This window comes from Citrobacter sp. LST-B2 (genome assembly GCF_057983045.1).
The window spans coordinates 2,889,196-2,904,492 of the sequence record NZ_CP192598.1 but is presented as its reverse complement, the minus strand read 5'-3'; the positions used below and the strand labels follow the sequence as shown (position 1 = coordinate 2,904,492).

Sequence of the window (15,297 nt, the reverse complement as noted above, 5' to 3'; positions counted from 1 at the left end):
CCTGTGAAACCATTCTGGCAGAAATAATGCCAGTTTGTCTCTTACTAAAAATCAGGGCGGCGACATCTTGTTCAATTATAACCGAATGATTAATTCGTCATTTTCGGTGTTATCAGCCTGTAATAAATGAGGAAAGGTGAATGAAAAGAGTGGCCGTCTTGCTGGCATCGGGTTTCGAGGAAGCGGAAGCGATCGTTACTATTGATATCTTGCGTCGTCTGAATATTGACGTCGATACCCTGGCCTGCGCGGAATCTCGCGCCGTCGTGAGCTACCACAATGTCCCAATGGTCACCGATTACACGCTGGCGGGGCAGCAGGAGCGCCTGTATGACGCGGTGGTGCTGCCGGGCGGCCCACAAGGGAGCGTAAACCTGGCGGCGAATCCACAGGTTATTGAGTTTGTCTCGCGCCATGATGCCGCCGGAAAATTAATTTGTCCCATTTGTTCAGCGGCCGCTCGTGTATTAGGCGGCAACGGCTTACTGAAGGGGCGTCGTTATGTCTGCTCAGGCGATCTCTATAAAACGGTGACTGATGGCGTTTATGTTGATGCGCCGGTTGTGGAGGATGGGCATCTCCTGAGTGGTAAAGGATTAGGCCATATTTTTGATTTTGCCCTGACGCTGTCAGCCCGTTTGTTAGGCAATGAACAACCCGTTCGTGAACATGCTGAACATATCTATTATCCGTGGTAATTCGTTCGTACCCGAATACAGGGGGATTCGGGTACAAGGATTTGTGAGCTGACCTTATGGATTAATGTGCTACGCTACTTTTTATTTGTCTGACAATTACCCCATTTCTTATGTCATTTTCCGCTGAATTTATGTACGCAATTACTGTAATTCTGCGGTGTGATGCCGCTCTCCTATGGAGAATCAATTTCCCGCTACAACTATTCCAGCACTGGCACTTATCTTGAGTTCTTTTGGTAATGCCTTGTTTTTCGTCTGAATTACATAAAGTCGTTGAATATTACCCTACATAAAATGACGCTAAAGCTGGAGTTAACCATGCACAAATTCACTAAAGCGCTGGCAGCCATCGGTCTGGCTGCCGTTATGTCACAATCCGCTATGGCAGAATCGATGAAACTGGGTTTTCTGGTGAAACAACCGGAAGAACCCTGGTTCCAGACGGAGTGGAAATTTGCCGATAAAGCCGGGAAAGATTTGGGCTTTGAAGTGATTAAAATTGCGGTGCCGGACGGCGAGAAGACGCTGAATGCGATTGATAGCCTGGCGGCGAGCGGGGCGAAGGGATTTGTTATTTGTACCCCGGATCCAAAACTGGGTTCCGCTATTGTCGCGAAGGCGCGCGGCTACGACATGAAAGTGATCGCCGTGGACGATCAGTTCGTCAATGCCAAAGGCAAACCGATGGATACCGTCCCGTTGGTGATGATGGCGGCAACCAAAATCGGCGAACGTCAGGGCCAGGAACTGTATAAAGAGATGCAGAAACGGGGTTGGGACGTCAAAGACACCGCGGTTATGGCGATTACGGCCAACGAACTGGATACCGCACGTCGTCGTACCGGCGGCTCGATGGAAGCGCTGAAAGCCGCCGGTTTCCCGGAAAAACAGATCTACCAGGTTCCTACCAAATCTAACGATATCCCCGGCGCATTTGATGCCGCCAACTCCATGCTGGTTCAGCACCCTGAAGTTAAACACTGGTTGATTGTCGGCATGAACGATAACACGGTACTCGGCGGCGTGCGCGCCACTGAAGGCCAGGGCTTTAAGGCGGCGGACGTGATCGGCATTGGTATCAATGGCGTTGACGCAGTGAGCGAACTGTCGAAAGGGCAGGCGACCGGCTTCTACGGCTCACTGCTGCCAAGCCCGGACGTTCACGGTTATAAATCCAGCGAAATGCTCTACAACTGGGTGACTAAAGGCGCAGAACCTCCGGCATTCACCGAAGTGACTGACGTGGTGCTGATCACCCGTGACAACTTCAAAGAAGAGCTGGCGAAAAAAGGGTTAGGCGGTAAGTAAGACGACAGCAAATGAAAAGCTGGATGGCATCGCTCATGTCGCCATCCGGCAACCGGTTAGAACGATACTGACTCACGGAGACGTTATGCAACAGTCTACCCCGTATCTCTCATTTCGCGGCATTGGTAAAACCTTCCCCGGCGTTAAAGCGCTTACGGATATCAGTTTTGACTGTTACGCCGGTCAGGTGCATGCGCTGATGGGTGAAAATGGCGCCGGGAAATCAACGCTTTTAAAAATTCTCAGCGGTAACTATGCGCCAACCACGGGCTCTTTGGCGATTCGCGAGCAGGAAATGAGCTTCGCGGATACCACCGCCGCGCTGAATGCCGGCGTTGCCATTATTTACCAGGAATTACATCTCGTGCCGGAGATGACCGTTGCCGAGAATATCTATCTCGGGCAACTGCCACACAAAGGCGGCATTGTGAACCGCACTCTGCTTAATTATGAAGCGGGTTTACAACTTAAACATCTGGGGATGGATATCGATCCTGCGACCCCTCTGAAATATCTCTCCATCGGCCAGTGGCAGATGGTGGAAATTGCCAAAGCACTGGCGCGCAACGCCAAGATTATTGCCTTCGATGAACCGACCAGTTCGCTCTCTGCAAGGGAGATCGAAAACCTGTTCCGGGTGATCCGCGAACTGCGTAAAGAAGGGCGCGTCATTCTGTATGTTTCGCACCGCATGGAAGAGATTTTCGCGCTCAGTGATGCGATTACCGTGTTTAAAGATGGCCGTTACGTGAAAACCTTTACCGACATGCAGCAGGTCAACCACGATGCGCTGGTGCAGGCGATGGTTGGGCGCGATCTGGGCGATATTTACGGCTGGCAGCCACGTCCCTATGGCGCAGAACGCCTGCGCTTGCATGCCGTAAAAGCGCAGGGCGTACGCACACCCATCAGCCTTACGGTACGCAGCGGCGAAATCGTTGGGCTGTTTGGGCTGGTAGGCGCGGGCCGCAGTGAGTTAATGAAAGGCTTATTTGGCGGCACCCGTATCAGCGAAGGGCAGGTGTACATCGACGAAAAACCGATTGATATCCGCAAGCCGGCGAATGCTATCGCGGCAGGCATGATGCTGTGCCCGGAAGACCGGAAAGCGGAGGGGATCATCCCGGTGCATTCGGTACGTGACAACATCAACATCAGCGCCCGGCGTAAGCATGTGCTGGGGGGATGTGTGATCAACAACGGATGGGAAGAAACCAATGCTGACCAACACATTCGCTCGCTGAATATCAAAACCCCCAGTGCCGAACAGTTAATTATGAATCTCTCCGGTGGTAACCAGCAAAAGGCGATTCTCGGTCGCTGGCTATCGGAAGAGATGAAAGTGATTTTGCTCGACGAACCGACACGCGGCATTGATGTTGGCGCGAAGCACGAAATTTATAACGTTATTTATGCCCTGGCCGCACGCGGCGTTGCCGTGCTGTTCGCCTCCAGTGACCTGCCGGAAGTCCTCGGCGTGGCTGACCGCATTGTGGTGATGCGGGAAGGAGAGATCGCCGGGGAATTACTTCACGAACAGGCGGATGAGCGCCAGGCGCTAAGCCTTGCGATGCCTAAAGTTAGCCAGGCTGTCGCCTGAGAAAGGAGAGAATGATGTCTTCCGTAACAACTTCCGGATCGGGCGCACCAAAGTCGCCATCACCCTTTAGCCTGGGACGTATCTGGGACCAGTATGGCATGCTGGTGGTCTTCGCCGTCCTGTTCCTCGCCTGCGCTATTTTTGTGCCGAACTTCGCAACATTCATCAACATGAAAGGGCTGGGGCTGGCGATCTCCATGTCGGGCATGGTGGCCTGCGGCATGTTGTTCTGCCTGGCATCAGGAGATTTTGACCTGTCCGTGGCGTCGGTGATTGCCTGTGCCGGGGTGACCACGGCGGTGGTCATCAACATGACCGAAAGTCTGTGGATTGGCGTGGGGGCGGGTCTGTTGCTGGGGGTGCTGTGCGGGCTGGTTAACGGCTTCGTGATTGCACAACTCAAGATCAACGCGCTGATCACCACGCTGGCAACGATGCAAATCGTCCGTGGTCTGGCATACATCATTTCCGACGGTAAAGCGGTGGGGATTGAAGACGAGCGCTTCTTTACCCTCGGCTACGCCAACTGGTTCGGCTTACCGGCACCGATCTGGCTCACGGTAGGCTGCCTGATTATCTTTGGCTTGTTGTTGAACAAAACCACTTTCGGGCGCAACACGCTGGCGATTGGGGGCAACGAAGAGGCAGCGCGTCTGGCCGGGGTGCCGGTGGTGCGTACCAAAATCATTATTTTCGTGCTCTCCGGTCTGGTCTCTGCGGCGGCCGGGATTATCCTCGCCTCGCGTATGACAAGTGGACAGCCGATGACCTCCATTGGCTATGAACTGATCGTCATCTCCGCCTGCGTGTTAGGCGGCGTTTCCCTGAAGGGCGGCATCGGAAAAATCTCATATGTGGTGGCGGGTGTCCTGATCCTGGGGACCGTGGAGAATGCGATGAACCTGCTGAACATTTCGCCCTTCGCCCAGTACGTCGTACGCGGCTTGATCCTGCTGGCAGCAGTGATCTTCGACCGTTACAAACAAAAAGCCAAGCGTACGGTCTGATAAAAAAGTCTAACTTTTGAGTCTAGTTCCTCTCCTTTGCCAGCCGCTACACCCGGCTGGCAATTGTCTTTGCAAATGGCGAGCATCGTCACACTGTCTATACTTACGGTTGCTTATGAGGCGCGATTCGCGCGGCTCAGATATAACAATAAGGAGGAGTACCGGGTGGCAGAACCGTTAACCGTAACCCCTGAACAGTCCGTGCACTATGCTTATTTTTTTGATCTCGATGGAACCCTTGCGGAGTTAAAGCCGCATCCAGACCAGGTGGTGATTCCTCCCACGATCCTTCAGATGCTCCACCACCTTGCAGAACGCAACGCAGGGGCTTTGGCATTGATTTCAGGGCGCTCAATGGTTGAACTTGACGCGTTGGCTCACCCCTGGCGCTTTCCGCTGGCAGGGGTGCATGGGGCTGAACGCCGTGACATCAATGGGAAAATGCATATTGTGCATCTCCCTTCGGCAATAGAACGCGATATTAGCGTGCAGTTACATACGGCGCTGGCGAAACTGCCGGGGACGGAGATGGAAACCAAAGGGATGGCGTTTGCGCTGCACTATCGACAGGCGCCAGAACATGAAGCTGCGCTGCAGGCGCTGGCACTGCGTATTACGCAAACCTGGCCGCAGCTTGCGCTCCAGCAAGGGAAGTGCGTTGTCGAAATTAAGCCGAAAGGCACCAATAAAGGTGAAGCGATAGCCGCGTTTATGCGTGAAGCGCCGTTTGCCGGGCGGGTCCCTGTTTTTCTGGGTGACGATCTGACCGATGAGACCGGGTTTCGCGTGGTGAACGAGGCGGGTGGTATTTCAGTGAAGGTGGGAGAGGGGGAGACGCAGGCGCAATGGCGATTAGCCGGGGTGCCAGACGTCTGGCGCTGGCTGGAGTCTGTTTACACTGCACAACAAGAAACAACCATGAATGACAGGAGAGATGGCCATGAGTCGTTTAGTCGTAGTATCTAATCGAATTGCGCCCCCCGATAACAAAACCAGTGCAGGCGGCCTGGCCGTTGGTGTGCTGGGCGCGCTGAAAGCGGCGGGGGGACTGTGGTTCGGTTGGAGTGGCGAGCTGGGTAACGAGGATCAGCCATTAAAAAAGGTCACCCGGGGCAATATCACCTGGGCGTCGTTTAACCTGAGCGAAAAAGACCACGAGGAGTATTACAACCAGTTCTCTAATGCCGTGTTGTGGCCCGCCTTTCACTACCGTTTAGATCTGGTGAATTTTCAGCGCACCGCCTGGGAAGGCTATCTGCGGGTGAACGCGCTGCTGGCAGATAAGCTGCTGCCGTTACTGAAAAAAGATGACATCCTCTGGATTCATGATTATCACCTTTTGCCGTTCGCCAGCGAACTGCGTAAACGTGGCGTGAATAATCGTATTGGTTTCTTCTTACACATTCCTTTCCCAACGCCGGAAATCTTTAACGCGTTGCCGTCATCGGAAGAGTTGCTTGAGCAGTTATGCGATTTTGACCTGCTGGGATTCCAGACGGAAAACGACAGGCTGGCCTTCCTTGACTGTCTCTCCAGCCTGACGAGAGTCACGACTCACGATACGCACAGCCACACGGCCTGGGGAAAATCGTTCAGCACCGAGGTGTATCCCATCGGAATCGAGCCGCAGGAGATTGCCCAGCAGGCTTCTGGTCCACTGCCGCCAAAACTGGCGCAGCTGAAAGCGGAGTTGAAGAATCTAAAGAATATCTTTTCCGTTGAGCGACTGGATTACTCAAAAGGGTTGCCAGAGCGTTTTCAGGCCTACGAGGCGTTGCTGGAGAAATACCCTCAGCATCACGGAAAAATCCGTTATACGCAGATTGCGCCCACTTCACGTGGCGATGTGCAGGCGTATCAGGATATCCGTCACCAGCTTGAGACAGAAGCCGGGCGCATTAACGGTAAATACGGGCAACTAGGCTGGACGCCACTGTTCTATCTCAACCAACATTTCGACCGCAAATTACTGATGAAAGTGTTTCGCTATTCAGATGTAGGGCTGGTCACGCCGCTGCGAGATGGTATGAATCTGGTGGCGAAGGAATTCGTTGCTGCCCAGGATCCCGCCAATCCAGGCGTTCTGGTGTTGTCTCAGTTCGCCGGTGCGGCAAATGAGCTGACCTCAGCGCTGATCGTTAATCCTTACGATCGCGATGAAGTCGCGGCGGCGCTGGATCGTGCACTCACAATGCCGCTTTCCGAGCGTATTTCGCGGCATGCTGAGATGCTGGAAGTGATTGTCAAAAACGACATCAACCACTGGCAGGAGCAGTTTATCTGCGATCTAAAGACGATCACCCCGCGCAGCGCTGAAACTCTTCAGCAACGGAAAGTCGCGACGTTTCCAAAGCTTGCCTGAGCGAGGTTTTTGGGGATCAATCTCCTTCAAGCGGGACCAGCAGGACATCCACCAGGCTTGAACTCACCACACTTTTCGCCGAGCAGGAGGCTCGCGAAAAGAAGCTATGGTTGTGGTTGCCACAGATGACCAGATCCACGTCGTGTTTGCGGCACACGTCCAGAATATGCTCGCTTAACTCGCCGTAGGTAATGAACGTCTGCGCGATCGGATAGCCCGCCTCTTTCCCCAGTTTTTCAAGAAAATCAGTGGTCTCCTCATGCATTACCGCGCGTAAATCCTCCAGCATGGGGGCGGCAAATTGATTGTATAACTCGGGGTCGGAGGCGAGGGTGATGAGGCTGATTCGTGCGTTGACGGGACGGGCAATGGAGACGGCTTTCGCCAGGAGTTGTTGGCTTTCCGGGGTGACTGCCACGGCGACAAGAATGTGGGTGTAGCTCATAACTCGCTCCTTATTGCAAGAATATGAGGTGGTTCTTCAGCATTACTCCGATTTGCTGACAACTGCAATGCCTCTATATGACAATAATGTGAACGCTATCATAATTATTCATTAATATTCCTTATAGGTGTAACTCAGGAATAACTAAAAAAGTTAACCAAATCGATTGACTTAAATTAAATCAGCGAGTCAATCAAAATTTGGTTTAACAAATTCATGTTCGTGATTAATCGCAATCTAATCATAAGCTCTGCGTATTCATAAAAAATAAGTAACAATTAACATGTTGTTTCACAAGCATAAAAATAATTTTTCTTGCGCAGGCGGATAAATACATTTCAATTATTTTACTTACGTGATATTAACGCTGGTTTCGTAAAATCTTTCGCCGCCCCTGACGCTTGATTTAATACCCGTGAGAATATAATGGTGTTTTGCTGATTAATTTCCCAGCAAAATAAAAGCCCAACTGATGGATTTATGTTAACGATTAAGTTAATTTATGTGATGTGTATCACATATTTTCCAAATTCGCAGCGTGGATTTGTTGTATGTCTCGGGTGTGACGAGTACAGTTGCGTCGAATTAGGAAAAATCTTAGGCATTTGTAAGAATTCATGTGCTCGCGTTACAACCAGGCAAGATGCCAGCGTGACGCGCGCATTGATGTTTTAAGCGCCTGAGTCGAAGGTATGTGTTTGACCTATTTGCTTTTTTTACCGGGAATTCCCGGCGACATCACGGGGTGCGGTTTTTCCGCATAAAAATAAAAGTTGGTTATTCTGGATGGGAATAATGCATACATCCGAGTTGCTGAAACACATTTATGACATCAATTTGTCATATTTACTCCTTGCACAGCGTCTAATCGTTCAGGACAAAGCGTCCGCCATGTTTCGTCTCGGAATCAATGAGGAAATGGCGACCTCTCTGGGGGCGCTGACCCTTCCGCAAATGGTAAAACTGGCAGAAACGAATCAGCTTGTGTGTCATTTCCGTTTCGACAGTCATCAAACCATTACGCGTCTGACTCAGGATTCCAGAGTAGACGATCTCCAGCAAATTCACACCGGTATCATGCTGTCCACGCGTCTGTTAAGTGATGTCAATCAGGCTGATGAAACCGCGCGTAAGAAAAGGGCCTGATGATGAGTGAAAAAAGCATTGTTCAGGAAGCTCGTGATATCCAGTTAGCGATGGAATTGATCACACTGGGTGCCCGTTTGCAAATGCTGGAAAGCGAAACGCAGATAAGCCGCGGTCGCCTCATCAAGCTGTACAAAGAACTTCGCGGCAGTCCCCCGCCAAAAGGCATGCTGCCGTTTTCCACTGACTGGTTTATGACCTGGGAGCAAAATATACATGCTTCCATGTTCTGTAATGCCTGGCAGTTCTTACTTAAAACGGGCCTGTGTAGCGGTGTTGATGCCGTCATTAAGGCGTATCGACTGTACCTGGAACAGTGTCCGCAGGGTGAAGATGGGCCGCTGTTGGCGTTGACTCGCGCGTGGACGCTGGTGCGTTTTGTTGAAAGCGGCTTGCTTCAGTTATCAAGCTGTAACTGCTGTGGTGGTAATTTCATTACCCACGCTCACCAACCTGCGGGCAGTTTTGCCTGCAGTTTATGCCAGCCGCCTTCCCGTGCGGTAAAAAGACGTAAACTTTCCCAGGATGCTGCCGATATTATTCCACAACTGCTGGATGAACAGATCGAACAGGCTGTTTAACCGATACGGTGTGGACGAAACACTCCAGCAGCGGTAAGTCATTACCGCTGCTTTTTTTTTGCCTCGCCAACGCGTTAACGCCCCGACTGCACATCCTGTCATAGTCAACAGCAGAAGGATGATGTCGTGCTTATCTTATTAGGTTACCTGGTGGTTATTGGTACAGTTTTCGGCGGTTACATGATGACTGGTGGAAACCTGGGGGCACTCTATCAACCGGCTGAATTTGTCATCATCGGTGGCGCGGGAATAGGGGCATTTATCGTGGGTAACAACGGTAAAGCCATCAAGGGGACACTGAAAGCGCTGCCGTTACTGTTTCGTCGTTCGAAATACACCAAAGCGATGTATATGGATCTGCTGGCACTGCTCTATCGCCTGATGGCTAAGTCTCGCCAGCAGGGGATGTTCTCGCTTGAACGAGACATTGAGAACCCGAAAGAGAGCGAAATTTTTGCCAGCTATCCCCGTATTCTGGCCGACTCGGTGATGCTGGAATTCATCGTCGATTACCTGCGCCTGATCATCAGCGGCAACATGAATACCTTCGAGATCGAAGCGCTGATGGATGAAGAGATTGAAACGCACGAAAGTGAATCGGAAGTCCCGGCCAACAGCCTGGCACTGATGGGGGATTCACTGCCGGCGTTTGGTATCGTTGCGGCGGTGATGGGGGTTGTACACGCCCTCGCGTCAGCGGATCGACCGGCTGCAGAACTGGGCTCACTGATTGCCCATGCGATGGTCGGTACATTCCTCGGTATTCTGCTGGCCTACGGTTTTATTTCACCGCTTGCCAGCGTCCTGCGTCAGAAGAGCGCGGAAACCAGCAAAATGATGCAGTGCGTGAAAATCACGTTGCTGTCAAATCTGAACGGTTACGCCCCGCCGATCGCCGTCGAGTTTGGGCGTAAAACGTTGTATTCCAGCGAGCGCCCGTCATTCATTGAACTGGAAGAACATGTTCGCGCTGTGAAAAACCCGAACCAACAGCAGCAGACGACGACTGAGGGCGCATGAAGAATCGGTCTCATCCTATCGTCGTGGTTAAACGGCGCAAACATAAGGGGCATGGCGGCGGCGCACACGGATCGTGGAAGATTGCTTACGCTGACTTTATGACCGCCATGATGGCCTTTTTTCTGGTGATGTGGCTCATTTCCATCTCCAGCCCTAAAGAACTGATTCAGATTGCCGAATACTTCCGTACCCCACTGGCGACGGCGGTGACGGGAGGGAATCGCATTTCCAATAGCCAGAGCGCGATTCCTGGCGGTGGCGATGACTTTACCCAGCAACAGGGTGAAGTGAATAAGCAGCCGAACCTCGATGAACTGAAAAAACGTATGGAACAAAATCGCCTGAGCAAACTGCGTGGCGACCTCGATCAGCTTATCGAATCGGATCCCAAACTGCGGGCGCTGCGTCCGCATCTGAAGATTGACCTGGTGCAGGAAGGGCTGCGTATTCAGATTATCGACAGCCAGAATCGCCCGATGTTTAAAACCGGTAGCGCCGAGGTTGAGCCTTATATGCGTGACATCCTGCGGGCAATCGCCCCGGTGCTGAACGGTATTCCCAACCGTATCAGCCTGTCCGGGCATACGGATGATTTCCCTTACGCGAACGGTGAAAAAGGCTATAGCAACTGGGAGCTCTCTGCCGATCGCGCCAATGCTTCGCGGCGTGAACTGGTACAGGGCGGTCTGGATGACGGAAAAGTATTACGGGTGGTCGGCATGGCCGCCACGATGCGTATGAGCGATCGCGGTCCGGATGACGCCATCAACCGCCGAATCAGTCTGTTGGTGCTGAACAAACAGTCCGAACAGGCCATTTTGCATGAAAACGCTGAAAGCCAGAACGAGCCGGTAAGTGTATTACAACAGCCTGAGGCCAGTCCGCAGGTAAGCGTTCCCACATCGCCACCAGCCAATCCGAGGTGATAGCGTGAGCATGGATATAAGCGATTTTTATCAGACTTTTTTTGATGAAGCTGACGAGTTGTTGGCTGACATGGAGCAACATCTGCTCGATCTGGCGCCCGAAGCGCCGGATGCCGAGCAACTGAATGCCATATTTCGTGCAGCGCACTCCATCAAAGGGGGCGCCGGCACGTTCGGCTTTACCGTTTTGCAGGAAACCACGCATCTGATGGAGAACCTGCTGGATGATGCGCGTCGCGGTGAGATGCAGCTCAATACCGCCATTATCAACCTGTTTTTGGAAACGAAAGATATTATGCAGGAACAGCTCGATGCCTATAAAAGTTCGCAGGAGCCGGATGCCGCCAGTTTCGAATACATCTGCACGGCATTACGCCAGTTAGCGCTGGAAGCAAAAGGTGAAACCGCGCCAGCGGTGGTGGCGAATGCCCGACTGAGCGTGGTCGACAACACGACACCTGACGACGTGGTCGTGGCAGAAGAAGCGAAATTACGCATCTTTCTCTCGCGCCTGAAGGCCAGTGAAGTGGCCTTGCTGGAAGAAGAGCTGGGCAATCTGTCCACCCTGTCTGATGTCGTCAAGGGCGAAGACAGCCTGGCGGCCACGCTTGATGGCGACATTGCAGAGGATGACGTCATTGCCGTGCTGTGCTTTGTGATTGAAGCCGACCAGATTGCCTTTGAGAAAGTGGTGACAGCGACGGCACCCGCGGTCCAGCCGGAAGTGGCTGAAGTGGTTGCGGTCGAACAGCCTGTCGTCGCCGTCCCAGCGGTGAAAGCGGTTGGCAGAGAAGCGCAAACCGGACGCGTAGAGCGGGAAAAACCGGCACGCGCCAGTGAATCCACCAGCATTCGCGTGGCGGTGGAGAAGGTAGATCAGCTGATCAACCTGGTCGGTGAGCTGGTGATTACCCAGTCAATGCTGGCCCAGCGTTCGAACGAACTCGACCCGGTCAATCATGGCGATCTCATCACCAGCATGGGGCAGTTACAACGTAACGCCCGCGATCTGCAGGAATCGGTGATGTCGATTCGTATGATGCCCATGGAATACGTATTCAGCCGCTTCCCGCGTCTGGTGCGCGACCTGGCGGGCAAGCTTGGTAAACAGGTTGAACTGACGCTGGTCGGCAGCTCGACGGAACTCGACAAGAGCCTGATTGAACGCATTATCGACCCGCTAACGCACCTGGTGCGTAACAGCCTCGACCACGGAATCGAACTGCCGGAAAAACGCATGGAATCCGGTAAGAATGTGGTGGGCAATCTGATTTTGTCGGCGGAACATCAGGGCGGCAACATCTGCATCGAAGTGACCGATGACGGGGCTGGACTGAACCGCGAGCGCATTCTGGCGAAGGCGATCTCCCAGGGGATGGCGGTCAATGAAAACATGACCGATGACGAAGTGGGGATGCTGATTTTTGCCCCAGGCTTCTCGACGGCCGAGCAGGTGACCGACGTTTCCGGACGCGGCGTGGGTATGGATGTGGTGAAACGGAATATCCAGGAGATGGGCGGCCACGTTGAAATCCAGTCGAAGCAAGGGACCGGCACCACCATTCGTATTTTGCTGCCGCTGACGCTGGCGATCCTCGACGGCATGTCCGTGCGCGTCGCCGACGAAGTCTTCATTCTGCCGCTGAATGCGGTGATGGAATCCCTGCAACCACGTGACGATGATCTGCATCCGCTGGCCGGGGGCGAGCGTGTGCTGGAAGTACGCGGCGAATATCTGCCGCTGGTTGAGTTGTGGAAAGTCTTTGAAGTGGAAGGGGCGAAAACCGAAGCCACCCAGGGCATCGTGGTGATCCTGCAAAGCGGCGGTCGCCGTTACGCGCTGTTGGTCGATCAGTTGATCGGTCAGCACCAGGTGGTGGTTAAAAACCTGGAGAGTAATTATCGCAAAGTGCCGGGTATTTCAGCCGCCACTATTCTTGGCGATGGCAGCGTCGCGCTGATTGTGGATGTCTCCGCCCTGCAGGGTTTAAATCGCGAACAACGTATGGCGATCACCGCCGCCTGATTGAGTAAGAAAGGGTAAAATATGACCGGTATGACTAATGTAAGCAAACTGGCCGGCGAGCCGTCAGGTCAGGAATTCCTGGTGTTTACGCTGGGAGATGAAGAGTACGGTATCGACATCCTGAAAGTGCAGGAGATCCGTGGTTACGATCAGGTCACGCGCATTGCCAACACGCCTGCCTTCATCAAAGGGGTGACCAACCTGCGCGGCGTGATTGTGCCGATTGTCGATCTGCGCGTGAAGTTCTGCCAGGGTGATGTTGATTACAACGATAACACCGTGGTGATTGTGCTGAATCTGGGACAGCGCGTGGTGGGGATCGTTGTCGATGGCGTGTCTGATGTGCTGTCGCTGACCGCAGAGCAAATCCGTCCTGCACCGGAATTTGCCGTAACGCTGTCAACGGAATACCTGACCGGACTCGGTGCGCTGGGCGACCGGATGTTGATTCTGGTGAACATTGAGAAACTGCTGAACAGTGACGAAATGGCGCTGTTAGATATGGCCGCCTCTCACGTCGCCTAATCGCATGATCAGATGACGGCGTAAACGCCTTATCCGGCCTACCACCTCAACGTAGGCCGGATAAGCGAAGCGCTATCTGACAGTCAACCGTTATGCTCCGACCTGCTGTGACACCGCCTCCTCACTCTCTTCCAGTAAACCTTCGTTTTGTGCCAGCATCGCCGTCGCAATACCGTTACCTAACACGTTAATGGCGGAACGGCCCATGTCGAGAAAATGGTCGATACCCATCAGAAGCAAAATGCCGGCGACCGGAATGTTAAAGCTCGGAATCGTTGCCGCCAGCACCACTAACGCGGAACGCGGAACGCCGGCAATACCTTTTGACGCCAGCATCAGCGTGAGCATCAGGACGCTAATCTCAGCAAACGACAGATGAATGTTGTAGGCCTGCGCGATAAACATCGACGCAAAAGAGCAGTAAACCATTGAACCGACCAGGTTGAACGAGTAACCAATGGGCAGCACGAAAGAGACGATGTTGCGCGAGCAGCCAAATGTCGTCAGTTGCTCCAGCGTTTTCGGATAGGCCGCTTCAGAACTGCTGGTGGTAAAGGCCACCAGAACCGGATCCTTGAGCATACCAAGCAGGCGAAACACCTCTTTTTTCAGTACCAGATATCCCACTGCCAGCAACACCAGACAGGTCATCAGAATTGCCACGTAATAACCGCCAATGAACGAGGCGTAGTTGAGCAAAATGCCCAATCCTTCGGTGGCGATCACCGAGGAGATGGCGGCAAAAATGGCCAGCGGGGCGACGTACATCACGTAGCCGGTCACTTTCAACATAATGTGGGAAACCACGTCCAGCGCCGCCACCAGCGGGGTATTGAATTTTTCGCCCAACGACGCGCCGCCGATCCCGAAGAACATTGAGAACACCACAATCTGCAAAATTTCGTTATTGGCCATCGCACCGGCAATGCTGGTAGGAATGGTATGTGACAGGAAACCTTTCAGGCTCATCCCGCCGATGGCGAGACCGGTATCCACGGCTTCTTTCGGGATAGCCAGATTGAGTCCGCTGCCGGGTTGTTCCAGGGTGACAATAAAAAGGCCCACCAGAATGGAAAGAATAGAAGAGCTGATGAACCAGATCATCGCTTTGCCGCCCACACGTCCGATGGTGGACGTCTCGCCAAGACGCATAATGCCCACAGTCAGAGTGCTGAACACCAGGGGGGCGATAACCATCTTAATCAAACGTAAGAAGATGTCGGTGAGGAGGGTGATGTTATCCGACCAGGCGGCAATGACGCTTTCGGATGTATACGAGTGAATAACCGCACCTGACACAATACCTGCCAGCATGAAAATCACGATGAATATCGTGAGTTTATTTGCATTTGCCACTAAAAATCCCTCGGGCTGAATTTAACAATTTTTTATCAGCGATACATATGTTTTATGTATTTAATTACGCCAAATCATTTCCTACCTAACCTGGAGTAATTCGTCGTGGGTTACAACTTTTTTTTATTATTTGCTTATTTTGTTGTATTCATGACCGCGTACTTTTTAGCACGGGATAGCATAAACGTCTGTGACTGCCAGCCACGCGTCTGCCATCTCAGTGACAGGGTGGAGTGGATATCGCCTTCTGACCTGGATTTCCCTTTCGCAAACGTAAAGTTCTTATCAAGGGTGCCG

General features: G+C 52.7%; 14 protein-coding genes. 12 read left to right on the top strand and 2 right to left on the bottom strand.

What is annotated here, in order from left to right:
* Positions 1–140: 140 nt before the first annotated feature.
* From ACQ0PY_RS13935 to otsA, 6 genes are all read left to right on the top strand, one after another.
* Positions 141–698 carry a DJ-1/PfpI family protein gene (locus ACQ0PY_RS13935; RefSeq protein ID WP_054176303.1) on the top strand — a complete coding sequence of 186 codons (558 nt, stop codon included), beginning with the start codon at positions 141–143 and terminating at the stop codon, positions 696–698.
* A 318-nt stretch (positions 699–1,016) separates the two neighbouring features.
* Positions 1,017–2,006 carry an arabinose ABC transporter substrate-binding protein AraF gene (araF, locus tag ACQ0PY_RS13930; protein WP_043000322.1) on the top strand — a complete coding sequence of 330 codons (990 nt, stop codon included), beginning with the start codon at positions 1,017–1,019 and terminating at the stop codon, positions 2,004–2,006.
* 85 nt (positions 2,007–2,091) lie between these two features.
* Positions 2,092–3,606, top strand: coding sequence for an arabinose ABC transporter ATP-binding protein AraG (araG, locus tag ACQ0PY_RS13925; protein ID WP_043000323.1), 1,515 nt, complete (start codon positions 2,092–2,094; stop codon positions 3,604–3,606).
* A gap of 14 nt (positions 3,607–3,620) precedes the next feature.
* Positions 3,621–4,613 carry an arabinose ABC transporter permease AraH gene (gene araH / locus ACQ0PY_RS13920; protein WP_043000324.1) on the top strand — a complete coding sequence of 331 codons (993 nt, stop codon included), beginning with the start codon at positions 3,621–3,623 and terminating at the stop codon, positions 4,611–4,613.
* Positions 4,614–4,778: 165 nt separating this feature from the next.
* A complete protein-coding gene (gene otsB / locus ACQ0PY_RS13915) occupies positions 4,779–5,579 on the top strand; it encodes a trehalose-phosphatase (protein ID WP_043000325.1) in 801 nt (266 codons plus the stop codon).
* Positions 5,554–6,975, top strand: coding sequence for an alpha,alpha-trehalose-phosphate synthase (otsA, locus tag ACQ0PY_RS13910; RefSeq protein ID WP_044264801.1), 1,422 nt, complete (start codon positions 5,554–5,556; stop codon positions 6,973–6,975). Before otsB ends, otsA begins: the two co-directional genes overlap by 26 nt.
* Before the next feature lie 16 nt (positions 6,976–6,991).
* On the opposite strand, the gene uspC is transcribed toward otsA, so the two are convergent.
* Entirely contained in the window at positions 6,992–7,420 is a 429-nt protein-coding gene (gene uspC, locus ACQ0PY_RS13905; protein WP_043000327.1) for a universal stress protein UspC, read from the bottom strand.
* Positions 7,421–8,215: 795 nt separating this feature from the next.
* Between uspC and flhD the strand changes: the two genes are divergently transcribed.
* From flhD to cheW, 6 genes are all read left to right on the top strand, one after another.
* On the top strand, positions 8,216–8,566 hold the full coding sequence (flhD, locus tag ACQ0PY_RS13900; protein ID WP_043000328.1) for a flagellar transcriptional regulator FlhD: 351 nt from the start codon (positions 8,216–8,218) through the stop codon (positions 8,564–8,566).
* 2 nt (positions 8,567–8,568) lie between these two features.
* On the top strand, positions 8,569–9,147 hold the full coding sequence (gene flhC / locus ACQ0PY_RS13895) for a flagellar transcriptional regulator FlhC (RefSeq protein ID WP_446894205.1): 579 nt from the start codon (positions 8,569–8,571) through the stop codon (positions 9,145–9,147).
* Positions 9,148–9,273: 126 nt separating this feature from the next.
* On the top strand, positions 9,274–10,167 hold the full coding sequence (gene motA, locus ACQ0PY_RS13890; RefSeq protein WP_043000329.1) for a flagellar motor stator protein MotA: 894 nt from the start codon (positions 9,274–9,276) through the stop codon (positions 10,165–10,167).
* Positions 10,164–11,093, top strand: coding sequence for a flagellar motor protein MotB (gene motB / locus ACQ0PY_RS13885; RefSeq protein ID WP_043000330.1), 930 nt, complete (start codon positions 10,164–10,166; stop codon positions 11,091–11,093). The genes motA and motB overlap by 4 nt, the downstream gene beginning before the upstream one ends.
* A gap of 4 nt (positions 11,094–11,097) precedes the next feature.
* Positions 11,098–13,119: a chemotaxis protein CheA gene (gene cheA, locus ACQ0PY_RS13880; protein WP_043000331.1), complete on the top strand. Its 2,022-nt coding sequence runs from the start codon at positions 11,098–11,100 to the stop codon at positions 13,117–13,119.
* A 21-nt stretch (positions 13,120–13,140) separates the two neighbouring features.
* Entirely contained in the window at positions 13,141–13,644 is a 504-nt protein-coding gene (gene cheW / locus ACQ0PY_RS13875) for a chemotaxis protein CheW (protein ID WP_043000332.1), read from the top strand.
* 90 nt (positions 13,645–13,734) lie between these two features.
* Here cheW and ACQ0PY_RS13870 read toward each other — a convergent pair whose 3' ends face one another.
* Positions 13,735–15,000 (bottom strand): dicarboxylate/amino acid:cation symporter, encoded by a 1,266-nt coding sequence (locus ACQ0PY_RS13870; RefSeq protein WP_109740330.1) that lies wholly within the window; start codon positions 14,998–15,000, stop codon positions 13,735–13,737.
* Positions 15,001–15,297: the final 297 nt, after the last annotated feature.